General features: G+C 47.4%; 22 protein-coding genes. 6 read left to right on the top strand and 16 right to left on the bottom strand.

All coding sequences use genetic code 11. The features are described 5' to 3' along the window. Nucleotides 1–4: 4 nt before the first annotated feature. From ANT_RS06735 to ANT_RS06760, 7 genes are all read right to left on the bottom strand, one after another. A complete protein-coding gene (locus tag ANT_RS06735) occupies nt 5–898 on the bottom strand; it encodes a phytoene/squalene synthase family protein (protein ID WP_013559765.1) in 894 nt (297 codons plus the stop codon). A gap of 13 nt (nt 899–911) precedes the next feature. After that, nucleotides 912–2,393, bottom strand: coding sequence for a phytoene desaturase (locus ANT_RS06740; protein WP_013559766.1), 1,482 nt, complete (start codon nt 2,391–2,393; stop codon nt 912–914). A gap of 109 nt (nt 2,394–2,502) precedes the next feature. Further along, entirely contained in the window at nt 2,503–2,943 is a 441-nt protein-coding gene (locus tag ANT_RS16215) for an SRPBCC family protein (protein WP_013559767.1), read from the bottom strand. Then, on the bottom strand, nt 2,940–3,092 hold the full coding sequence (locus ANT_RS17320; RefSeq protein ID WP_155818037.1) for a hypothetical protein: 153 nt from the start codon (nt 3,090–3,092) through the stop codon (nt 2,940–2,942). Before ANT_RS17320 ends, ANT_RS16215 begins: the two co-directional genes overlap by 4 nt. Before the next feature lie 17 nt (nt 3,093–3,109). After that, nucleotides 3,110–4,339: an MFS transporter gene (locus ANT_RS06750; protein WP_013559768.1), complete on the bottom strand. Its 1,230-nt coding sequence runs from the start codon at nt 4,337–4,339 to the stop codon at nt 3,110–3,112. A gap of 10 nt (nt 4,340–4,349) precedes the next feature. Next, complete coding sequence (locus ANT_RS06755) at nt 4,350–5,339, bottom strand: MerR family transcriptional regulator (protein WP_013559769.1); 990 nt, start codon at nt 5,337–5,339, stop codon at nt 4,350–4,352. A gap of 74 nt (nt 5,340–5,413) precedes the next feature. Further along, on the bottom strand, nt 5,414–6,394 hold the full coding sequence (locus tag ANT_RS06760) for a MerR family transcriptional regulator (RefSeq protein ID WP_013559770.1): 981 nt from the start codon (nt 6,392–6,394) through the stop codon (nt 5,414–5,416). Between the two features lie 291 nt (nt 6,395–6,685). Between ANT_RS06760 and ANT_RS06765 the strand changes: the two genes are divergently transcribed. Next, a complete protein-coding gene (locus ANT_RS06765) occupies nt 6,686–7,573 on the top strand; it encodes a DNA-methyltransferase (protein ID WP_013559771.1) in 888 nt (295 codons plus the stop codon). A gap of 37 nt (nt 7,574–7,610) precedes the next feature. Here the strand turns inward: ANT_RS06765 and ANT_RS16980 are convergent, their stop codons facing one another. From ANT_RS16980 to ANT_RS16220, 4 genes are all read right to left on the bottom strand, one after another. Further along, complete coding sequence (locus ANT_RS16980; RefSeq protein ID WP_155818039.1) at nt 7,611–8,189, bottom strand: hypothetical protein; 579 nt, start codon at nt 8,187–8,189, stop codon at nt 7,611–7,613. Beyond that, the gene (locus ANT_RS17830; protein WP_041454436.1) at nt 8,092–8,799 is read right to left on the bottom strand and encodes an IS66 family transposase; all 708 of its coding nucleotides are present in this window, start codon (nt 8,797–8,799) and stop codon (nt 8,092–8,094) included. Before ANT_RS17830 ends, ANT_RS16980 begins: the two co-directional genes overlap by 98 nt. A 97-nt stretch (nt 8,800–8,896) precedes the next feature. Then, complete coding sequence (gene ppk1 / locus ANT_RS06780) at nt 8,897–10,951, bottom strand: polyphosphate kinase 1 (protein ID WP_049784839.1); 2,055 nt, start codon at nt 10,949–10,951, stop codon at nt 8,897–8,899. Between the two features lie 88 nt (nt 10,952–11,039). Further along, entirely contained in the window at nt 11,040–11,744 is a 705-nt protein-coding gene (locus ANT_RS16220) for a sortase (RefSeq protein ID WP_013559772.1), read from the bottom strand. 125 nt (nt 11,745–11,869) lie between these two features. Between ANT_RS16220 and ANT_RS17325 the strand changes: the two genes are divergently transcribed. Then, nucleotides 11,870–12,694 (top strand): hypothetical protein, encoded by an 825-nt coding sequence (locus ANT_RS17325; protein ID WP_155818041.1) that lies wholly within the window; start codon nt 11,870–11,872, stop codon nt 12,692–12,694. Between the two features lie 959 nt (nt 12,695–13,653). On the opposite strand, the gene ANT_RS06795 is transcribed toward ANT_RS17325, so the two are convergent. Continuing rightward, the gene (locus ANT_RS06795; RefSeq protein WP_013559774.1) at nt 13,654–14,415 is read right to left on the bottom strand and encodes a response regulator transcription factor; all 762 of its coding nucleotides are present in this window, start codon (nt 14,413–14,415) and stop codon (nt 13,654–13,656) included. Between the two features lie 366 nt (nt 14,416–14,781). On the opposite strand from ANT_RS06795, the gene ANT_RS06800 reads away from it, so the two are divergent. The 3 genes from ANT_RS06800 to ANT_RS06810 all read left to right on the top strand — a co-directional run bounded on the left by ANT_RS06800 (nt 14,782) and on the right by ANT_RS06810 (nt 16,924). Beyond that, entirely contained in the window at nt 14,782–15,492 is a 711-nt protein-coding gene (locus tag ANT_RS06800) for a cysteine hydrolase family protein (RefSeq protein ID WP_013559775.1), read from the top strand. Between the two features lie 143 nt (nt 15,493–15,635). After that, the gene (locus ANT_RS06805) at nt 15,636–16,436 is read left to right on the top strand and encodes a response regulator (protein ID WP_013559776.1); all 801 of its coding nucleotides are present in this window, start codon (nt 15,636–15,638) and stop codon (nt 16,434–16,436) included. A gap of 89 nt (nt 16,437–16,525) precedes the next feature. Next, nucleotides 16,526–16,924, top strand: coding sequence for an amino acid permease (locus ANT_RS06810; protein ID WP_041454798.1), 399 nt, complete (start codon nt 16,526–16,528; stop codon nt 16,922–16,924). 12 nt (nt 16,925–16,936) lie between these two features. Here ANT_RS06810 and ANT_RS06815 read toward each other — a convergent pair whose 3' ends face one another. Continuing rightward, complete coding sequence (locus ANT_RS06815) at nt 16,937–17,746, bottom strand: transposase (protein WP_172634560.1); 810 nt, start codon at nt 17,744–17,746, stop codon at nt 16,937–16,939. Between the two features lie 219 nt (nt 17,747–17,965). Next, complete coding sequence (locus ANT_RS06820) at nt 17,966–18,775, bottom strand: transposase (protein WP_172634560.1); 810 nt, start codon at nt 18,773–18,775, stop codon at nt 17,966–17,968. Between the two features lie 87 nt (nt 18,776–18,862). Here ANT_RS06820 and ANT_RS06825 point away from each other — a divergent pair, with 87 nt between their 5' ends. After that, nucleotides 18,863–20,035 carry an APC family permease gene (locus tag ANT_RS06825; protein WP_172634582.1) on the top strand — a complete coding sequence of 391 codons (1,173 nt, stop codon included), beginning with the start codon at nt 18,863–18,865 and terminating at the stop codon, nt 20,033–20,035. Between the two features lie 83 nt (nt 20,036–20,118). Here ANT_RS06825 and ANT_RS06830 read toward each other — a convergent pair whose 3' ends face one another. Both ANT_RS06830 and ANT_RS06835 read right to left on the bottom strand, forming a co-directional pair. Then, complete coding sequence (locus ANT_RS06830; protein WP_013559777.1) at nt 20,119–20,733, bottom strand: hypothetical protein; 615 nt, start codon at nt 20,731–20,733, stop codon at nt 20,119–20,121. Further along, complete coding sequence (locus tag ANT_RS06835; protein ID WP_041455401.1) at nt 20,720–21,364, bottom strand: L-ribulose-5-phosphate 4-epimerase; 645 nt, start codon at nt 21,362–21,364, stop codon at nt 20,720–20,722. Before ANT_RS06835 ends, ANT_RS06830 begins: the two co-directional genes overlap by 14 nt. Nucleotides 21,365–21,380 lie beyond the last annotated feature (16 nt).

Below are 21,380 nucleotides of genomic sequence, written 5' to 3' on the forward strand. Positions count from 1 at the left end.
CGGGTTAGAGGACTTCACCAGGTTGTGGTAATCCTTGAAGTTTCCAGAGGATACTCGGAAGCATGGCAATTTTCTTCCATCCTTTCGTATGGGCACGTAGGGTGTGAACGTGATATTGAATGTTCTCAATTTCATCTAAAATTGCACGGTAGAGAAAGGCTGCTGCGCCTACAGCAGGACGAGCTGCCTTACTCAAAAAGGCAATTCCGGGAATGGCTTGCTGGTAAAGTTCGCGGGTGCGTGAAATCTCGAATTTCATTAACCTGATAAAACGATCATCGTAAACCCCATTAAGAATATCCTGATGGGTGAGATTAAATTTTTGTAAATCTTCCAGAGGGAGATACACACGGTTTCGCCGGGCATCCTCTCCAATATCTCTGAGGATATTGGTCATCTGCAGGGCTATACCTAACTGGATGGCAAAGGGGGCAGCCTGTTCGAAACTTACCCCCTTTGCCAATCCAATGATTGGGATTGCCAGCAAACCTACAGTGGAAGCAACCCGGTAACAATACACTTTGAGCGCTTCGAAGGTCGGATAGACCTGAAAATTCAGGTCCATTTCAATGCCATCCAGCAACTCTTTTTCGTATAGTCGGTTGATTGCGTATTCTTCCCGAACTTCTGACCAGGCTTTCAACACCGGGTTGCTTTGTTCATGCGCAGGTAAGTTAACTTGTTCTCGCCAGGCATCCAGATCGCTGAGCGTTGTTTGTTCTCGATCTACCAGATCATCACTTGCCCGACAGAATGCGTACAATGCGCGAATGGCGTATCGTTTTCTTGAAGGGAGCAGTGCGGTAGCAAAATAAAAGGTTTTTGAATGCTCCCGAATAATCTGTTCCAGCAAGGTAGAGGAAACAGGATCTTCACGGGCAAGGATGGACACGGACATAACAACCTCCAACTCAGGACCCTCTTCCAAGGATTAATTTTTCCGCAATTATTGAAGAGGACAACACTCCCGGCAATCCTGCACCCGGATGTGTGCCTGCTCCTACAAAATACAGATTCTCAAAGTCCTCTGATTGGTTATGAGGGCGGAACCATGCCGACTGAGTGAGAATGGGTTCGACAGAGAAAGCGGCACCGCGGAAACTGTTCAGCGTGTTCTCAAAGTGAAGCGGGTCAATGTAATGCTCTGCAACAATATTTGCGCGCAGGTCCGGGAGGTAGTGTTCCTCGAGGAATTGCAGGATGCGATCTTTATACACCGGGGCAACTTTTCTCCAGTCTACATCGCTTTCCAGATGAGGAACGGGGGAGAGAACGTAGAAGGACTCATATCCCTCCGGTGCCATGGATGGATCAGTGATGGTGGGCATATGCAAGTAAAGGGAAAAGTCGTCCGCCAGTACCTTGCGATGGAAGATATCATCCAGCAACCCTTTATAACGACTGCTCAGGATAATATTGTGATGAGCAAGGCGGCTATCCAGATATCGCCGCCTGGTACCAAAGTAAATCACAAAAAGTGACATGCTGTAGCGCATTCTTTCGTAACGTATATTGGTATTAACCTTCCGGTAACGCGCCGGAATCAGGTTGCGATACGTCCAGGCTACCTCTGCATTGCTGATAATGGCGTCAGCAGTGTGAACAGAGCCATCCCGCAAGCGAATTCCATTTACCCGTCGGTCTCCTGAAACCAGAATTTCTTCCACTTCCGAATTCAGGTGAATCTTTCCGCCCAACTCTTCAATCAGGCGAACCATAGCATCCACAATGGCGCCGGTTCCGCCCATGGCATACCAGACTCCCCACTCCCGTTCCAGATAGTGAATCATTGCATAGATGCTGGTCACTTCGAATGGATTGCCACCTACTAACAATGGGTGAAAGGAAAACACCGTGCGCAGGAAGGGGTGTTTGACAAATTGTGAGACATATTGATAAACACTTTTATAAGACTGAAGTTTTATCAAGTCAGGGACAATTTTCAACATATCCTGAAGATGCAGGAAAGGCTCTGATGCCAGTTCTACGAAACCTTTCTGGAAGATGGGCTTGGTAGTTTGGATGAAACGCTCATACCCTGCTTTGTCTTCAGGATTCCACTTTTCGATTTCTTTCAAGATAAACTCGTGGTCGTTGTTGTAGTCAAATTGCTTCCCTTCATGGTCAAAAATCCGATAGAAAGGATTCACCGGGACAAACTTAACGTAATCTTCGCGTTTTTTACCAGCCAACGTAAAAATCTCATCAAACATCCAGGGGGCTGTAATAACAGTAGGTCCTCCGTCAAATTTAAAGCCATTGATTTCATAAACGTAAGCCCTGCCCCCCGGCTTATCGCGCTTTTCAAAAATCTCAACTTCGACCCCTCGAGCAGCAAGACGTGCCGCAGCCCCTAATCCCCCAAAACCACTGCCGATGATGATGACTTTCATTTGTTCCCTCCATATCAAAATTTACTATTTCATTATAGTGAACTTGCAATTCGCTTCTTTACACAGCATAGACTTTGTATAACGTTTATATAGGGTTTCGGGTAAGTCCCTATGCAAGATTGGAGATTTTTTTCCTGCGGTACCAGAAGAAAAATTTCATTGCCAAGGCGTTGAACAGCAGGCGAGTTAGCATTCCCTTAAGATTTGGAGCATGTTCGCATAAGATATATTCCCGCATTTGGGTTTCGTTTTTGGAAATGGACTTCCATTCATGATGGTGTTCCCAATACTTGAATGGGCCTTTTCTTTGAATGTCAATAAAACCACTGTCCCAGGATACCTTTTGATGTTGGGCTTCCCATTCTATTGGAATTGGCCCAATCCACAATCGAAAATGAGTCACAGACCCTTCGGATAGAGGCTGGTGAGAAAGAATCTGAACTCCAATTCCCGGAGGAGAAAGTTGTTTGATGGCATCTTTTGAAAAGTGGAAATTGGCAATTTTTTCCACTGGTACGCCGGCATTGTAAACATCAGCGAACTTTTTCATTTTCTTTTTCTTCTGCGAAACATTGGCAAACCTGCAGGGACAGGTTGCGGGACTGGTTTCTGCCCAATCATTGAGGAAATTTCTTTTAGGCTTTTTTCAACCCAATCCAGAAAATTCTGGAGAAGACGTTTGGATGATTTTTTCTTCATAAAGCGCTTCCTTTTCTCTAATCCATGCCGCTTGGGCTATGTACCACAGGCGGAACACGATAGATCATCCGCCAGAAATAAGAGCCCAACCAGATAAGTAATACAAAGGCAGCCAAGCCCGGGACAGCAGTCCCAATAAATACCCCATAACTTTGGGAGGTGATTTGAAGCAGTAATGTGCCCAGTGAAGGGGCAATTACCCGGGTAAGAGATTCCAGAGAAGCCGAAAGTCCTAAAATTCCACCCGTTTCAATGGGGGCTACTGATTTGGATAGTGCACTGTTGATGACGGTATTCAAAATCCCGCCTGACATGGCAATTGGTAACAGTGTGATAAGAAGTACAGGTACTGAAGGGGCAAATCCCCATGCCAGGAGGGAAAATGCCATGGTCAGGATTGCTACAAACATCAATTGAATTTCGTTGAATTTCCGGGTTAACTTTCCAATAAAGACTCCCTGGGTGAGTACGGAGATAACGCCAACATAGGCAAGGATATAACCGGTATCCCGGGCTTGGAGGTTAAAGCGCTCTAACGCGTAAAGAGAGAAAATGGTTTGAAAGAGAGAGAATGCCAATCCAAAGAAGAAACGAGTGTGGAGCAGGGGTCCCACGTAGGGACGGCGCAAAGTTTCCAGCATGGCTTTCAGGGTGATGGGAGGACGCTGTTGATGGTTCAAGGCTTGGCGGCGTTCTGGAGTTAAGGATTCCTTCAGCCATGAAAAAACGAGAAGGAAATTAAGCGCTGAAAGACCGGTTGCGGCAAAAGCCGGGTACGCATAACCGAATTGGCTAAGCGCTCCCCCAATTGCCGGACCAAGGATGAAGCCTAAACCGAATGCGGCGCCAATTAGCCCTAATCCTCGAGCGCGGCTCTGAGCATCGGTCACGTCGCTAATGTAAGCCTGAGCAACACTGATGTTTGCCGCTGTAAACCCTGCCAGAATTCGGGAAAGGAAGAGCATTTCAAGGTTTTGAGCAATTCCTAAAAGGAAGAAACCGATGGCATTTCCGGCGATGGAAATCAGCAGGATGGGGCGTCTTCCAAAACGGTCTGAAAGTCTTCCTAAAAAGGGTGCGCCAATAAACTGCGCCAGTGCATAGGAAGCCACCAGCAAACCGATTTGAAACTCACTGGCAGAAAAACTCTTTGCCAGATAAGGCAAGAGCGGGAGAATCAAACTAAAACCCAATAAATCAATAAAAACAACCAGAAAAATGGAAGAAAGTGGTTTGTTTTTTGTCATACTTTTACCTCTATGATTTCTCAATTTTCTCATCGGATAGTAATAGTGCTTCTATTCGAGAAACGATTTCCGAAGGGCGCATTCCCGTAAGATAGATGGCGGCGACATTTTCTGGCAATCGGTTCGATTGAAAGGCTTGTCCTCCAAGCACAACAAGAGGTTTTTTCCCTTTCACTTTGTGAAGAATGCTGGGGAGTTCTGTAAGATGTAAAGCGTTTTGAAGGTTATTGGCAGTAAACATGATCAGTTCCGGTTGGATAGAATTCAGAGTTTCTTCCAGACGATCGAGTTTTAAGTCCGCCCCAAAATAGATGACTTCCCAACCTCTCCAGCGTAACATCACCACCAGCATCAAAATGCCGATTTGATGCATCTCTCCCGGGGCACAAGCCGCAAATATCTTCTTGGGACGTGTCGGTTGGCTGGTAACGGTCATCATGCTCATCAAATGTTGCATGACAAACTGCGTAGCAAAATGTTCCACAGGGATTGAGAGTTCCCCTCGATGCCATCGTTCACCAATTTCAACCAGGACTGGAGTAATAATCTCTGTAAGTACCTGATCTACGGAATATAAGGAAAAAGCCCGTCTTAACACCTCTGTTGCCTGCAATTCATTAAATGCGAGTAATTTGTCAAGAAATTCAAGGCGAAGGTTTGATACTTCAGGGGTAGTTATAAGTGAAGGGATCGAAAAAGTGGCTGGAGATGGAGAAATTGCCGGGTCTTGTCCGTTTTTGCGTAATTCGTTCAAATACTCGACCGCCCGGCTAATGTTCATACCGGCATCAATTTGCGCTTTCAGCCATCTTAAGGTCTTCAAGTCGTACTCTGAATACAAGCGATAGCCTTGTTGTCCCCTTCGAGGCGTAGGTAATCCGTAACGCCTTTCCCAAGCTCGAATCGTTACGGGCAATAACCCTACGAGTTGAGAAATGGCTTTTATATTGTAGACGGGTAAGTCATTTCTGTTGTGTGCGTGATGATTTTCATTATTCATTTCTTAATGCATTCCCTCAACTTCATCTTACCTTGCCGAAGTCGGAAACAGGTCGGTTTGTATAAGGTTTGTACTCAAACGCCTTTTCGAGCATATGGTTTGCTGGAATGTTCCCCGAGAAGTTCATTTACTTTTTCCAGGGCTTTTTCCAGTGTGTTTCCCAGGTAAATTCCGGCAACTTTTTGACGGATTTCAGGGTGGTTGTCGAAACCTCGTCCACCATAACCAAACAGAGGAGGGCGGCGTAATTTTGCCAGTTTCTGCTGGGTGTTTTTCAGTTCAATTGCTGAGGCGCTTGAAGAGGCGGATAAGATAATCATGGCGGGATGTTCGTAAGAAGCAAAATCAACAAGATCATCAATGGGAACATCCGGTCCCAGATACTCAACCCGGTAACCATGTGCGCGCAGAAGTGTAGCAAGCATCAGGCTTCCCAGTTCATGTTGCTCAAAGGGGGCACATCCGATGAGAACGTAGGAAGAGTTCTTCCGAATTGGGTAGGTTTGAAAGAGATCAAGCAGCCTTCCTCTGAGGAAGTTGCTGGCAAAATGCTCGGTGGCAATGGTAATTTTCCCCAGGTACCAGTCCTCTCCGATTTGTGTTAGCACCGGAACAAGGATTTCTGTAAAGAGAGGGATTAGATCATACTCTTCGGCGGCTTGCTTAAAAGTTTCATAGGAGCGAATTTCGTCGTGAGCCAGAAAGGCTTGATAAAGGAACTTTATATATTCCTCTTTGGTATGAGTAGGTTGGGGTTTTGCTTTTTGTGGACTTACAGGCGATACTTCGGGCATAAGCCCCTGGGCCATCATCGAGCGCAATTCGGCCACTGCAGTGCTAATGGAAATACCCGCATCTACCCGACTCTTCAGCCATCGCAGAATGGCTACATCGCGTTCGGAATAAAGGCGGTAGTGGTTGTCAGCACGTTGTGGGTTAAGCACTTCGTGTCGTCTTTCCCATGCACGAAGGGTTACAGGGCGAATGCCCGTTTGAATTGCCACAACTTTGATGGTGTACTGCGGGGTGTCGGGTAAATCAGCGATATTTGCCATATTTCACTCCAATTTACAAATGCCATCTAAAATATCCGAATTGTATAAACATAGTATAGTGTTTATATAGGGAAAATACAATAGGAAAACAAAATTCTTAGGAAACTCTCATTTTTGTAAAAGGTTTTTATAAGCAAAGTGATACAAATGTGGGCATGACCTCACTTAGAAGATTCCCTGCGGATTTGTTTTCCTAAACGCTGTATGAACTTGCCTATCGGTCTGCGTTTTGCCTTTTGCGAAAAGATGTTCTTTGCGGGTAATCCAAGGAAATAAGTTAAAATATGCCCCATGACCTGGATTCGCCGTGTTTATTTTGGGGATAATTTATCTATACTAAGACGACTTCCGTCGGAGTCGGTGCACTTAATTTATATTGACCCACCCTTTAATACCGGAAAAGAGCAATCGCGTACGCGTTTGAGAGTTGTTCAATCCGATACTGGAAATCGGCGAGGGTTTGGCGGAAGAACCTATGAAAGTATTCCGATTGACGAAAAAGCATATCCGGATGATTTTGATGACTATGAAGCCTTTCTTGTTCCCCGCCTGGAGGAAGCCTATCGGATTCTAACTCCCAATGGGAGCCTGTACTTTCACATAGACTATCGTGAGGTCCATTACTGTAAAATCTGGTTAGATCGGATTTTTGGACGGGATTGTTTTTTAAACGAAATCATTTGGGCTTATGATTATGGAGGAAAGCCTAAAAATCGCTGGCCTGCCAAGCATGACAACATCCTTTTTTACGTCAAAGACCCAAATCATTACACCTTTAATGTTGATGCTATTGATCGTGAGCCGTATATGGCACCTGGTCTGGTGGGCCCTGAGAAAGCGGCGCGCGGCAAACTCCCGACAGATGTGTGGTGGCATACGATTGTGGGAACAAACAGCAAGGAGAAAACCGGCTATCCTACTCAAAAGCCTGTGGGGGTAATTGATCGGATTATTAAGGCATCGTCGAATGCAGGGGATGTGGTGATGGACTTTTTTGCCGGTAGCGGTACTGTGGGTGAAAGTTGTCTGAAATTGAACCGTCAGTTTATTTTGATTGATAACCACCCCGAAGCTATTCATGTCATGCGGCAACGATTTGCCGGGGTAGAGGGGATTGAATGGATAAATGCCTTCAACACATCAAGCGGTGACACTCAATCCTTAGACCCTTTTGAATAAGCCCATTGTTAATCAAGGGTTAGGTGGGATTGTCGGGTTACCCATGTTCACCTTGGGCTTCCCGACGGCGGGCAATAAAAGTTTCCTGGGCATTAATAATGGGTTCCCCTGGTTGGGGTTTGAGCCTCTTATAAGAACCGTCAGGTTGCATGATGCGGGCTTTTACATTGTCTTTCAGGTAGGTTTCCAGAATTTCATCCCGAATGGTGCGAATCATTTGAGGATCTTCTACAGGGAACAAGACCTCTACCCGCTGATTAAGATTCCGGGGCATTAGATCAGCGCTCCCCATGTAAATAATTTCTTCTCCTGCATTGTGGAAATAGTAAATCCGGCTATGTTCCAGGAAGCGTCCAACAATGCTTCGCACCGTAATATTTTCACTGATTCCCGGAATACCAGGGCGAAGACAACATATCCCACGTACAATCAGAGACTGTAACAAAATTGGTGGGCGAATTTTCGAAAAAAGGAAGGAAGAGAGAAGACGGGGGGAGAGGAGGGAATTACGGGAGGGCTCATGCCCAGAACTGACAGGCAACTGTGCTTCCGCGGAGCAACCCGGCGGTGGTTTTATATCGCCTGGCTTGCTGGGCGCGGCTCTTGAGCCTGCCAATCATCTGTTCCGTGCGATTATTGGTCCAGGGAATACCCACATCAGCATAGAAAGCCACATAGCGTTGCCAATCACGCGATAAGCGCAGGATCAGGTCGCGGAGTTTTTCCAGGGGCGTGCGTTTTCCTTCCGGTGGTGTACTCCTGCCCGGCAGGGATTTCCACAGGCGGTGTAAGAGGCGGTCTCCATGCAATGGCAGGTCGCGCAGGATTTCCTCGACCTTTTCAAGCACCCCCTGCCAGGCTGGATCCAACTCAGCCTGTAACCCCTTCAAAGCATGCTTTACCCAGCGCCGCACATGAAACTGACAGACCTGATGCCCTATCTCCAGTTCATCGGTCAGTTGCTTGTAGATCGCCAGATCATCGCTCACGATGGCGCCGATGTCATGCATCTCTTTCAACCGTTTCAGCCAGGTGAACAGAGCCCGGCTGTCTTTCTCGTCTACCTCGGCAACCTCCAGCAGACTACCATCTCCCAGATCCACCGCCACCATCACTCCTTTGCCTCCCACCCAGGCTCCATCTACCCCCACCACCCGCACGCTTTTCCATTTCAATTCCCCCATCAACTTTTCCCCCTCTGCCTGTACATGCCGCCACCCGCTCATATGACTGAGCCTCAGCCCAAAGATCCTCAACACCCCGGCTACCCTGCGATAACTCAATCCCAGTGACCACAGGATCACACTCAATTTCTTCAACCGTTCACTGTGCCGTCCATTGCCTACCCCCTCCGGATAGTCCCGAAAGGTGCGCCTGCACCGTGTGCATCGATACCTCACCACCTCGACATGACGAACTTTGACATCCTCGATGCGCCTTTTCTCCACTCCCCATCGCTGGAATGTCTCCCCCTGACAATATGGACAGCGCTTCGGACGAGCAGGCTTTTTTCGTTTTACCTGTGGCAGTTGGAGTATAATCTTCATGGAAGGGCTCCTGGAGTTGTGATATCAATATCTTACAGGATCCCTTCCTTTTTTTCCCTTTCTCCACCAAGTTTGTTACAGCGTCTACAATCAGATCTATCTTTACCCCGGCTTGAGAGGCTTCATACAGCAAGCGGATCATGGGCTTATCCACCAGGGCATTCATTTTAAATAACAGATAACCCTGTTTTCCTGACTTTTGATGGGCAATCTCTTGCCGAATCAGGGATTCAAACCGTTGGCGAAGGTTAATGGGAGCCACCAGCAATTTCCGGTAAGTGTCTCTGGAGGCATACCCGGTCAAGTAATTGAATAAATCGGTGGCATCTGCGCCGATTTCTTCGTCACAGGTAAACATTCCGATATCTTCATAAATATTCGCAGTAATGTGATTGTAGTTCCCGGTGCTCAGGTGGATATACCGACGAATATGGTTTCCTTCCCGCCGGACCACCAGAGCAACTTTGGAATGGGTTTTCAATCCCAACAATCCATAAATAACATGGACACCTTCCTGCTCGAGGATTTTTGCCCATCCAATATTGCTTTCTTCATCAAAACGCGCCTTCAACTCGACCAGCACAGCCACTTGTTTTCCGTAGTCTCGCTGGGCTTCCAGTAAGGCATGGACCACTGGCGAGTCCTTCCCTACCCGATAAAGTGTTTGTTTGATTGCCAGAACATGAGGGTCGCGTGAGGCGGCTCTCAGAAAGTCAATGACGGGATTAAATGAGTCATAGGGATGGTGCAGTAAGATATCCTTTTGCCGAATGGCATGGAAGAGATTTTCATCTTCCAGAGGTTCCTTCTTAAGCGCTTCGGGTATGGCGGGGAAGAATGGTTTATCCTTCAAATCATACCGGTCAATCCGGGTTAATTCGAATAAATTGCTGAGCACCAGTGGCCCATTTAACTCATAAATCTCACTGGGTTCGACTTTGAGGTTTTCGATGAGAATTTTCCGTATTTCTGGCGACATGTTGGGGTGAATCATCAAACGGGTTACCGCCCCAAAGCGTCTTTTCCTCACGCTTTCTTCAATCAAGTCCAGCAAGTCCAGGGCTTCCAGTTCCTGAATTTCCATGTCGGAGTTTCTGGTTACATGGAAGGTGTGCGATTCCAGCACCTCCATGCCCGGGAATAGATGGGCTAAATTTGCCTGAATGACCTGGTCAATCCAGACAAAATAGTGTTTCTTGGGGGACGTTCCATCTTTGCGAGTGCTTCCAGAAGAGCGCTTGATCGGGACAAGTTGAGGAAGAGATGGCGGGACCTTGATTCGTGCAAAGCGCTTGACATTATTCTTTCCTCTCACCATGACTGCCAGGTTCAGACTCAGGTTGGAAATATGTGGAAATGGATGCCCGGGGTCATAGGCAAGCGGGGTTAGCACGGGATAAATGATTTCGTGGAAATAAGCGTTGACATTTTCACGCTGTTTTGGGGTGAGTTCATGGTAATCCAGTACATAAATGCCGTTTTCCTTCAATGCCGGGAGCAGCTCTTCGCGCCAGACTGTTTCGGCTTTCTCCATCAACTTCAGTGCTACTTTACGAATCTCGGCTAATTGTTGAGATGGGGTTAATCCATCAGGCGGAAGCTCAAACACCCCGGTTTCTTTTTGCATTTTTAGGCCGCCAACCCGTACCATGAAAAATTCTTCCAGGTTGGATCCTACAATGGCAAGGAATTTCACCCTTTCCAGCAGAGGATTGGTGGGATCGCGAGCCTCATCCAAAACGCGGAATTGAAATTCAAGAAGACTTAATTCTCGGTTCAGATACAAATCTGGTGAATCCAAATTTTGAGGATCGAAAACAGGATTATCCACGCCCCGGACTCCTTGTGTGTGCTTGATAAGAAAATTATAACAATTTCTGTAAACTTATTTTGATGAATTGGGGAATGAAGACATATTTTCAGGGTGAGTTCGTTGCAATCACAATTAAGCGATGGGTACTTTCGTAGGGAGGCCAGCAGGTAATCAGGGTGAGGCGTTCTTCGTTTGTATCTTTTAACAATTCGGCATTTTGGAGCATTTGGGCAAATGAAACATCTTTTTCTTTGATCTTTACTATGTCTGTAACCTTGTAGTGAAACTCTAACCCTCTGGAAACCACGATCAGTTCGTCCCCACGCTGAACCTGATACAAACGGGCGAAAACAGCCCCATTGATGTTGTGATGCCCATAAAGCACCACATTCCCTTTTGAACCCGGTGTGCCGGAAGACGGATTCCATCCTGCTGCAAAGGTGTCTGGAACCAACCATTGTTCATAGACTGTATTGCGTACAAGTATTTTCCTGCTACCGGTTACCTGGACAGGTGCTCTTAATTGGATAGCAGGCACAATAAGGGTTTCAGGGATGTTTAACGCTTTGTCAAGAGTCTGATCGATGAGGCTTGGACTGAGAGCGTACTGATAAGTATCTGGAAGGTTGGTGTTAGTAGGCGTGGAAGGTTCAATGACCTGGATCAAATATGGATCGTATTCTTCACCCAATGCCTGGAGAATTTCAGTAGAGGCGTTCGCTGGCACAGGACGTGAATAACTCCATAACCCCAAAATCAGGAAAGTGGTTCCAATTCCGAGAAAGATCCAGCGTGTCAGTTTTCTTAACATTGTTACTGTGACCTTGGTGGTGAGGGAGGGACTTATATCCCTCCCTCATGATTTGTAAGTTGAACTAAATGCGAGATTTGGCGGGCCTTGAAAGGAAAAACCCAACCAGCAGGAAAATCAAGCCCATGCCGATCAAAACAACAGTGATGATTCCGCGTGGTCCCAACAGGGAAGAACCTGTTACAGGGATAAGCACTCCCCCCTCAGGCGTTGCAGAGGGTGTTACTGAAGGACGGTTGTCTGGAGGAGGTGGTGAAGTTCGCGTGGGTGTGCGTGTGGGGTCGTTAGGAGGAGGTGGTGGGAGAGTTAGTGAAGCGGTTGGGGTGCTTGTCGGCGTGACCGATGTGGCTGTGATTTCTACGGTGGTGCTTGGGGTTGGTGTAAAGGTTGTAGTTTCTGTAGCAGTTTGTGTGTTCGTAGGTGTGAGGGATGGTGTCTCAGTAGGCATTTCTGTAAAAGTAGGCGTGAACGTCGGCGTGTCGGTGGGGGTGGCGGTGAAAGTAGGCGTGAACGTCGGCGTGTCGGTGAGGGTGGCGGTGAAAGTAGGCGTGAACGTCGGCGTGTCGGTAGGGGTGGCGGTGAAAGTAGGCGTGAACGTCGGCGTGTCGGTGGGGGTAGCGGTGAAAGTAGGTGTGAATGTCGGCGTGTCGGTGGGGGTAGCGGTGAAAGTAGGTGTGAATGTCGGCGTGTTGGTGGGGGTAGCGGTGAAGGTAGGTGTGAATGTCGGCGTGTCGGTGGGGGTAGCGGTGAAGGTAGGTGTGAACGTCGGCGTGTTGGTGGGGGTAGCGGTGAAAGTAGGTGTGAATGTTGGCGTGTCGGTGGGGGTAGCGGTGAAGGTAGGTGTCACTGAGGGAGTAGGTGAAGGACTTGAGGTGGGAGTAAAAGTTTCCTGTAGGCCACAGGACTCAATCGTTGTGGAAAGGAATACAGTTCGGGGACCCTCAGGTTGATAATCCCAGGTCAGGCTCAGGGTATGAGCACCAAATGAGGAAGTGGTCACCAGCACAGTTTGGAAGGAATTGATCACTCCACTTCCGGAAATAGTTCCGTCGAGGATCCATGTGAAGGGTTGATTGTTAATCAGATCATTATTGTTAGTCACGTACCAGTTAATGCCGTTTTCAGTACAAACATAACTCAGTCTTAAGTAAGTTTTACAGGGAGGAGTGTTGGGTGAACTGGTAGAGAGCTCTCCATCCACGTACAACGAAACTGTGCTCGCAGAACTGGAGGTAATAAATTGTGCAAAAGAGTTGGGTCCAACGGTTCCAGAACCGGTTTCTCCCAGGTTTGTCACCCATGTGAAATTGACTACAAAGGCATTGGGGTTATACACTAACCACAATTGGGTGGTATCTTCAACATAACCACAGATGGGGGACAAATTGAGGGGAGGAGCGGCTTGAATCACAGGCGGCACAAAGAGTGTAGAGCGGGGTTGCAGAGTGGGTTGTGAAGTGGGGGGAACTATAACAGGGGGAATAGCAGTTTCCTGTTGTCTTGGGGTGGGAGTTGTAACGAGTGTGGCAAGAACAGGAGAAGGTTTTAATTTATCTACGGGGGGAAGTTCGATTCGTGGGGGGATGGTTGTTGTGAGAATGTCGCCGTCTTCTACGGGTGGCGATTCGGTAGGGAGTTCAATCTCCTGACCGGAAAACCCTCCGATTGGACCTGTATCCGATGCCATAACGGGCTGACTTAAGATAGAGAGGAAAATACCTACCAATAAAAACAATATTCCCGAGGTATTGAATAAACGGCCAAGCATATTTCTTCTTAACCTACTCATGGACACACCTTCCCTTAAAAGAGAATTACAGTCATAATCGTAATACAAAGAATCGAAATAGTCAACTGCTTTCTAAACAAAAAATATTCAAAAAAACAAACTGTAATGCATATGATATATTTATCGCGTGACAAGGAGTTTATAACCTAAACGATCAATATTTTGAATCAATTCTGGGGTTTGAATGACGTTTCCAAGTTTTTGGCGTAGCAGGTAAATCAAGTACTTAATCCGATTGCGAACCTGTGGGGAATCCTTTCCCCAGACTTCTTCGGCAATGGTCTTGTAATGAACCACTTCAGGAGCATGCTTTGCCAGACAGGCCAAAATGGCAAACTCTTTGCCGGTCAGTTGAATGTGCTTTTGTTGATAGATAACTTCCTGGGTGGTGAAGTTGATGATAAGCCCTTCATGAGGAAAGACTAGCCGATCGGATTGTTTAGTGGGGCGGGCGCGTCGAAGTACTGCTTGCACTCGTGCGACTACTTCAGCATTGACAAATGGCTTGGTGATGTAATCATCCATTCCAATACGGAGTGCACGTACCACATCTTCCTTGTTATGAATAGCAGAGATAACGATGACCGGGACGTCAGTGGCTTCGCGCAAGTACTGGTACGTCTGCCAGCCATCCATTTCGGGCATCATCAAGTCGAGCAGAATGAGATCAGGATGAATATCCATACATTTCTGGATGGCTTCATACCCATTTACAGCGCTTAAGACATTGTATCCAGCCATCCGCAAAATTTGCTTGAGCAGAAAAACGGTATCTGGCTCATCTTCCACAACCAGAATCGTCTGCCGTGAGGCTTTGGTAATCTCATCCAGGTCGATCCCAGGTTGAGTTTGATCCAGTGGTAAAGTAACAGGCTCGTTCATATGTTTATTTTTCACTCCCCTTTCTGAGAATAGAAATACCGGCATCCTCAGGACCGGTTTCGCTATTGACTCCCCACAGAATTTCTCTGCCCGTTTGACAGATGAGCGACCAAACTCATCCTGTGGATTAACGCCTCCACAAAAATGCACGTATATGATGTTGTGATGTATATATTGTTACCAATTCCAATTAAAAAGTCAATAGATTTCTATTAAGCGGTTGTGATGATTCAGGTTATAAGCGGTAAATTCTCTCTATTTTTCTTTGTTTTAGTTTTAGAGAAAACAAACCATTGACTTTTCTATCGGGAAGGCTAAAATTATATCAGGTTTAGTGTAAAAAATACACCAAATAAGGAGGATAAGATGACAACACAATCTCCATCGGTTCAGTGGGCAGAATGGCAGGCATATCTGGATGAATGGCTGGCAGGGTTGTCTGTTGTACAAGCCCGAGAAGTCTTTGAAAAACCTCAGAAGTGTGCCATCGTATCTGTCGATGTCATCAATGGATTTTGTGCTTTTGGCCCCCTTGCCAGTCCTCGGGTGGCGCGGATTGTTCAACCCATTGTGGACTTATTCCAAAAAGCATGGAGTCTGGGAGTGCGCCATATTGTGCTGACCCAGGATACACATGAGCCCGATGCAGTAGAGTTTGCTCAATGGCCTCCCCACTGTGTGAGGGGCACTGCAGAAGCAGAGCCAGTAGATGAATTTAAGGCCTTACCATTTTTCTCATCCATGGTGCAAATCCCCAAAAATTCCATCCACTCCGGGTTAAATACCCCTTTGAATGACTGGATCCAGGCGCATCCTGAGGTGGATACTTTTGTTGTAGTGGGGGACTGCACGGATTTATGTACCTATCAATTAGCCATGCATCTTCGTTTGGATGCAAATGCCCGTCAGTTGAATCGCAGGGTGATTGTGCCGGTGGATTGTGTAGATACCTATGATTTGCCTGTAGAAGTGGCTCGTGTGCAGGGTTTAATGGCGCATCCTGGGGATGTATTCCATGGGATTTTCCTGTACCATATGGCGTTAAATGGTGTCGAAGTGGTGCAAAAAATTGCTTGATGGGTCGAAATAATCTTTATCAGGGCGGAGGAGGCTCCGCCTTTTTTGTTGCAAGTTGATTACAAACTCATAAAATAAAGAATTGTTCTTTTCTCTTTGGTAGATTTACGCTTAGAATTGAGAAAAGAAAGTATCCAGGAAATATGGAACACAACTCTAAAATCCCCGTTCTTTTGGTTGAGGACAATCCGGTCAATCAACGGGTTGCAATGATGATGTTGCAAAAACTGGGGTTTCAGCCTGACTTTGCCGGCAATGGGCAACAGGCCCTGAAAATGGTTAAGGAAAAGGCTCTCCTGGAAAGTTATCCTTATAAGGTAGTGTTTCTTGATATTTTTTTACCTGATATAGACGGTTCAGAAGTATGTCGCAGAATTCGTGCAGAACTTCCCCTGAAAGATCAGCCATTTATTGTGGCTCTTACTGCGGATGAATCTCAGGAAAATCTCAAGCATTACATTGACGATGGTATGGATGCCATATTAATCAAACCGTTGAAAATGAGCGAGTTACAGGAAGTTATAGATATTTTCCAGAAAAAAAATCTTATCTTAAAGGCACAATCCGAAGAAATAGATTGGAGAAACACTGGCGAAGTCCTTCATCTGCCAACCTTACGGAAATGGCAGGAAATGCTGGGAGGGAAGGATGCGTTTCGGAATGTAGTCAGTATTTATATAAAAGATGCACGCTTGTTATTCGAAGGCATTGAGAGAGGGGTAGCAGAAGATAACTGGAAACTTGTGCATCGAAATGCCCATACCCTGAAATCCACCAGTGCCAATCTGGGGGCTTTGGGCTTGGCATCGGTGCTGGAGGAAGTGGAACTAATTGCTTACGAAAATCTGACCGGTGATTTCCCTCGTTCTGTGACCGACCTGATTTGTCAGGCACGAGATTGTTTGAAAAAAGTACTTCAGGAATTGGAAACATACATTCAATAACTTTTTGACAAAATAGCGAGGAAAATTCCCCGCTTTTTTGTTTTTTCTGTAAAATTGAACCCATTCTCATTTTTCTCAGGAGGATCACCGTGGCAGACCAGTCGCAAGCCTCTTTTGTCAAAGCCGAAACAAAGAAACTGAAGCGAGAATTGACCTTACTTCCTTTGTTTGGTTTGCTATATTTCACGGTATGTGGCGGTTCGTTTGGAATTGAGCCCCTTATTGGTTATTCTGGACCGGGATTGGCTTTGCTCTTAATCGCTATCACCCCCCTTGTTTTCAGTCTGCCAAATGTGCTGATGGTGCGAGAACTAAATAGCATGATGCCGGTGGAAGGGGGGTATTATCATTGGGTTAAACAAGCCTTTGGACCCTTTGCCGGTTTTCTTGCCGGGTGGAATAACTGGGTGGTCTCATGGCTTGATGTAGCTATTTATCCCGTTCTTGCGGTTACTTATCTTTCTTGCTCTGTTGCAAAGATAGGTTAGGAAGAGATACACCTAGCGGTGTATGTTGTAGACCAGTCCTTTGATAATCGGTTCTCGGTTTTGCAGGCTGCGTTTCCGCGAGCGGATGGCTTGCCCGAATTTGCGCTTGATGACCGAATTCACGGTTTCGGTCTTCCAGCGTTGACCATAGAGACCATCCAGGCGAGCCGCAGAGACAAGCTCGCTTCTTGCTCGTCGTTCAGGGGCCAGCAAATTTCCACCTCGCCGAACGGGTGGAATCAAGTCTTGAGGCCGGACAGTCCGACCATCGAACCCTGAATCGGCCAGCAAGACCCAAGCCCGACGTTTGGCAAACCGCCTGGCTTTGCGGCGCAGATAGCCCAGATAAGGGGCATCGCTACCTGGACCCCAGCCGGATTGCATCGCAAGGATGAATTGCGAGACAATTCCAACGGCATAAACGCCCTTCGCCCAGTGGCGATAGGCTTTTCCCGAACGGCTTTGGTAGTAAGAACTGGCCGGGCCGGGTGAGAAGCCGGTACTATCGGCAGCCACCCCTTCTTCTTCAGGCCGTCCGATTTCCTCGAGCAAGGTCTCGTTCATGCGCATCCAATCCGCTTTGCGTATCTTGGCGTAGGTACGTTGCAGGGTCGTATGATCGGGAACACGCGGTAATTCCAGCTCCTTACCAACCGCATCGCTTGCCAGCAGCCATTCTTCCATGTCGCGATAGCTGAGATTCAGGTAGAACATCAACAAAACACAGGCCCCCAACTGCGGCAACGTGAAGTGATGGGGACTCTTGGCATGTGAATACATCGGTAATGCTTGTTTGGCAAGCCGGTAGGCGATCCTCGCCACTCGGACGTATCTGCTTTCTCGTGTGGTCATACCGTATGTTTACCACATTTCAACCATGATTGCAACAGAGCATATCTTTCTTATTTCATTCCTGCGTTGGATAGCGGTGCTATGATCGGCGGGATTTTTCTTTCTGGCCCGGTCCTCCGTTGGCTCACTGCGGCTTTGATTATTTGGGCAATTTGCTCTGTTGCAAAGATAGGTTAGGAAGAGATACACCTAGCGGTGTATGTTGTAGACCAGTCCTTTGATAATCGGTTCTCGGTTTTGCAGGCTGCGTTTCCGCGAGCGGATGGCTTGCCCGAATTTGCGCTTGATGACCGAATTCACGGTTTCGGTCTTCCAGCGTTGACCATAGAGACCATCCAGGCGAGCCGCAGAGACAAGCTCGCTTCTTGCTCGTCGTTCAGGGGCCAGCAAATTTCCACCTCGCCGAACGGGTGGAATCAAGTCTTGAGGCCGGACAGTCCGACCATCGAACCCTGAATCGGCCAGCAAGACCCAAGCCCGACGTTTGGCAAACCGCCTGGCTTTGCGGCGCAGATAGCCCAGATAAGGGGCATCGCTACCTGGACCCCAGCCGGATTGCATCGCAAGGATGAATTGCGAGACAATTCCAACGGCATAAACGCCCTTCGCCCAGTGGCGATAGGCTTTTCCCGAACGGCTTTGGTAGTAAGAACTGGCCGGGCCGGGTGAGAAGCCGGTACTATCGGCAGCCACCCCTTCTTCTTCAGGCCGTCCGATTTCCTCGAGCAAGGTCTCGTTCATGCGCATCCAATCCGCTTTGCGTATCTTGGCGTAGGTACGTTGCAGGGTCGTATGATCGGGAACACGCGGTAATTCCAGCTCCTTACCAACCGCATCGCTTGCCAGCAGCCATTCTTCCATGTCGCGATAGCTGAGATTCAGGTAGAACATCAACAAAACACAGGCCCCCAACTGCGGCAACGTGAAGTGATGGGGACTCTTGGCATGTGAATACATCGGTAATGCTTGTTTGGCAAGCCGGTAGGCGATCCTCGCCACTCGGACGTATCTGCTTTCTCGTGTGGTCATACCGTATGTTTACCACATTTCAACCATGATTGCAACAGAGCATGGGCAATTAGTTACTTGCAGATTCGCGGAGCACGTTTATCCGCGTTATTTACGAATTGGTTAGGTGTTTTTGTTTTACTCCCACTGGGTTTGCTCTCTGTGCTGGGCATCTTTCAGTGGATTCGTTCCGGGATGACAGCCCCACTCCCCTTCTTACCAGAGGGTCAATCCTTAATGGGTGCTTTCAGCACGGGCTTGTTTGTCGTGATGTGGAACTTTATGGGGTGGGAACTACCTGCTGTGGCAGGCGATGAAATTGTCAATCCGCGCAAGACTTACCCTCGGGCTATGGCATTGACCCTTGTGGCTACCATCCTGACTTATGCTCTTCCGGTAGTGGCTGGTTTGTATGGAGGGGCAGGTGCTGAAGGACGCTGGCAGGTTTGGGGAATTGAAGCCGAAAATCGCGAAGTGGGAATTATTAGCAATTTTGTGGATGAGGAGACACTTTCTCAGGCATATGAACAGACGGCTAATGCAAAGGGGGTGTCTGTTGCTCAGGTCAATCTTTTTGAAATCAATGTTCCTGCCGTGATGGAAGTGCGTAACCGCCTGGTTGAGTGGGGTGTTGATCCTACCAGTCTTTCAGGATGGGAATTCCCACAGATTGGCGACGTGGTTGGCCGAATCGTTGGAGGAGAATCGCTGGGGCGCACGATGGGAACTTTGTTGACGATAGCGGCAATTTTGAGCATGATCGGCTTGTTTGTAGGAAACAGTTTGGGGGGCAGTCGTATTCCTTTTGCTTTAGCGGCGGATGGTATGTTTCCGCCTTTTTTACTCAAAGTTCATTCACGTTTTGGTACTCCCTGGATTGCTATCCTGCTCGTGGGGGTGATTTTCACCATCTTTTCCTGGCAGGCATTCTCTTTCCTGGTTGTCGCTGATGTGTTCTTGCAGACGCTGGTCATTCTTGCGGAGTTCGCGGCTTTATGGAAACTACGCATTACCCGTCCTGACATCCCAAGGCAAGCCATTCCTGGAGGAATTGGAGGGCTGATTCTGGTAACACTTGGTCCTGTCTCGATTATTCTTTTGGCCATTGTGAGTCAATACTTGGAAGAAGGATTTGCCTCAATTGGCTGGGCACTGGCATTTATGGCTTTGGGAGCATTGATTTATTTCCCCATGCGTCGGTTTGTCAAGCCCGGAATCCCTGATGTGAATCCCTATCAGGCGAGTGATTGAAACCGGGTTTCGCTGTAAAAAACAGGAAGATTGGGAGCCATGTGCCTCAATCTTCCTGTTATTGAAATAAGAAAAAAATGCTTCTAAGGGGTGTGATGAAGGATAAACTCAAAAATTCTCCACAAAAGCCAGCCAATCAGAACGAGCCCCAAACTGGCGAACCCAAGCCATAAACTGAAACGTTGAAACAGGTTGAACCACGGCACTCCTTTTCCTAATTCAATCTCAGGCAAAAGCAAGATCCAGAAAGCAATGATCGTTTGTAGAATCTCAGAAACAACATAGAGCGCAGGGAATACCAGCAACAGGCGGTTCATTTTGGGAGCAAGGAGACGCACTCCGAAAAAATAAGTCAATCCCATGCTCAGCCATACCCCGAAAGTCAATACCGGGACTAGCCGAAACAGGGATAAAACACCATGGAAGATAAGTGTCCAGACAGTAAGGCTTTGTCTGAGAGAAATAGCCCCTTCAATGCTAAGGGCACCTATTGGACTTTGCAGGAAATGTGGGGCGCATCCCAGTTCCAGAAGACCTTGTTGCTCATTCAGCTGATAAAATCCCCATGCCAGACCCTGGTAGGTAAAAAAGAGAAGCAGCGATAACAAAGCGTATTTCTTTAGAGACGCAGGACTGGCATGAAGAGATAGCCAGGTGCTCCAATTAAGAAAAAATGGTAAATGCTCACCCTTGCCCATAATCCCGGGTATAGCGTTGATGGAGTCTCTGAACCATGTCTTCCGGTATAGGGATTGGAGTTCCCAACTGCATTGCCAGCCAAACCGTTTTGGCAATATCCTCAATCATCACAGCGGCTTTAACTGCAGAACTTCCATCTTTCCCAATGGTAAAAACGCCATGATTCTGGAGAAGACATCCGGGGGATGTTCCAATGGTCTCTACAACCAGTTTTCCAATCTCTTCTCCGCCAATCAAACCTAAACCCGCGCATGGAATGGCTCCTCCAAACTCATCCGCTTGTGCTGTGAGATATACCGGGATGGCTTTGCCTACGGCTGCAAAAGCCGTTGCATAAGGGGAGTGAGTATGTACGATGCCATTTACGTCCGGGCGATGCCGGTAAATATAAAGATGGCTTGCTGTATCCGAAGAAGGTTTCAGGGATCCTTCCAGAACGTTCCCGTCAAGATCGAGAAGAATGAAATCTTCCGGATGAAGATTTTCATAAAAAACCCCTGAAGGCTTGATCAGCACCCATCCCGTGGATACATCTCGCACGCTTACATTTCCGCTTGTCCATGTAACCAAGCCGTTCTTGGGTAATTGTAAATGCAGGTAAAGTAGTTCTTCGCGGAGATTGGGTAGCAACATGGGTATTCCTTAA

This window comes from Anaerolinea thermophila UNI-1 (assembly GCF_000199675.1).
Taxonomy (GTDB): Bacteria; Chloroflexota; Anaerolineae; order Anaerolineales; family Anaerolineaceae; genus Anaerolinea; species Anaerolinea thermophila.

Coding starts and splice junctions, on each gene's coding strand:
- ANT_RS16220 (WP_013559772.1), bottom strand. CDS start 11,744: ATGTTAAGAAAACTGACACGCTGGATCTTTCTCGGAATTGGAACCACT.
- ANT_RS06765 (WP_013559771.1), top strand. CDS start 6,686: ATGACCTGGATTCGCCGTGTTTATTTTGGGGATAATTTATCTATACTA.
- ANT_RS16215 (WP_013559767.1), bottom strand. CDS start 2,943: ATGAAAAAGTTCGCTGATGTTTACAATGCCGGCGTACCAGTGGAAAAA.
- ANT_RS17325 (WP_155818041.1), top strand. CDS start 11,870: ATGCCGATCAAAACAACAGTGATGATTCCGCGTGGTCCCAACAGGGAA.
- ANT_RS06830 (WP_013559777.1), bottom strand. CDS start 20,733: ATGGGCAAGGGTGAGCATTTACCATTTTTTCTTAATTGGAGCACCTGG.
- ANT_RS17830 (WP_041454436.1), bottom strand. CDS start 8,799: ATGAGCGGGTGGCGGCATGTACAGGCAGAGGGGGAAAAGTTGATGGGG.
- ANT_RS06740 (WP_013559766.1), bottom strand. CDS start 2,393: ATGAAAGTCATCATCATCGGCAGTGGTTTTGGGGGATTAGGGGCTGCG.
- ANT_RS06795 (WP_013559774.1), bottom strand. CDS start 14,415: ATGAACGAGCCTGTTACTTTACCACTGGATCAAACTCAACCTGGGATC.
- ANT_RS06805 (WP_013559776.1), top strand. CDS start 15,636: ATGGAACACAACTCTAAAATCCCCGTTCTTTTGGTTGAGGACAATCCG.
- ANT_RS17320 (WP_155818037.1), bottom strand. CDS start 3,092: ATGAAGAAAAAATCATCCAAACGTCTTCTCCAGAATTTTCTGGATTGG.
- ANT_RS06755 (WP_013559769.1), bottom strand. CDS start 5,339: ATGAATAATGAAAATCATCACGCACACAACAGAAATGACTTACCCGTC.
- ANT_RS06750 (WP_013559768.1), bottom strand. CDS start 4,339: ATGACAAAAAACAAACCACTTTCTTCCATTTTTCTGGTTGTTTTTATT.
- ANT_RS06735 (WP_013559765.1), bottom strand. CDS start 898: ATGTCCGTGTCCATCCTTGCCCGTGAAGATCCTGTTTCCTCTACCTTG.
- ANT_RS06760 (WP_013559770.1), bottom strand. CDS start 6,394: ATGGCAAATATCGCTGATTTACCCGACACCCCGCAGTACACCATCAAA.
- ANT_RS06800 (WP_013559775.1), top strand. CDS start 14,782: ATGACAACACAATCTCCATCGGTTCAGTGGGCAGAATGGCAGGCATAT.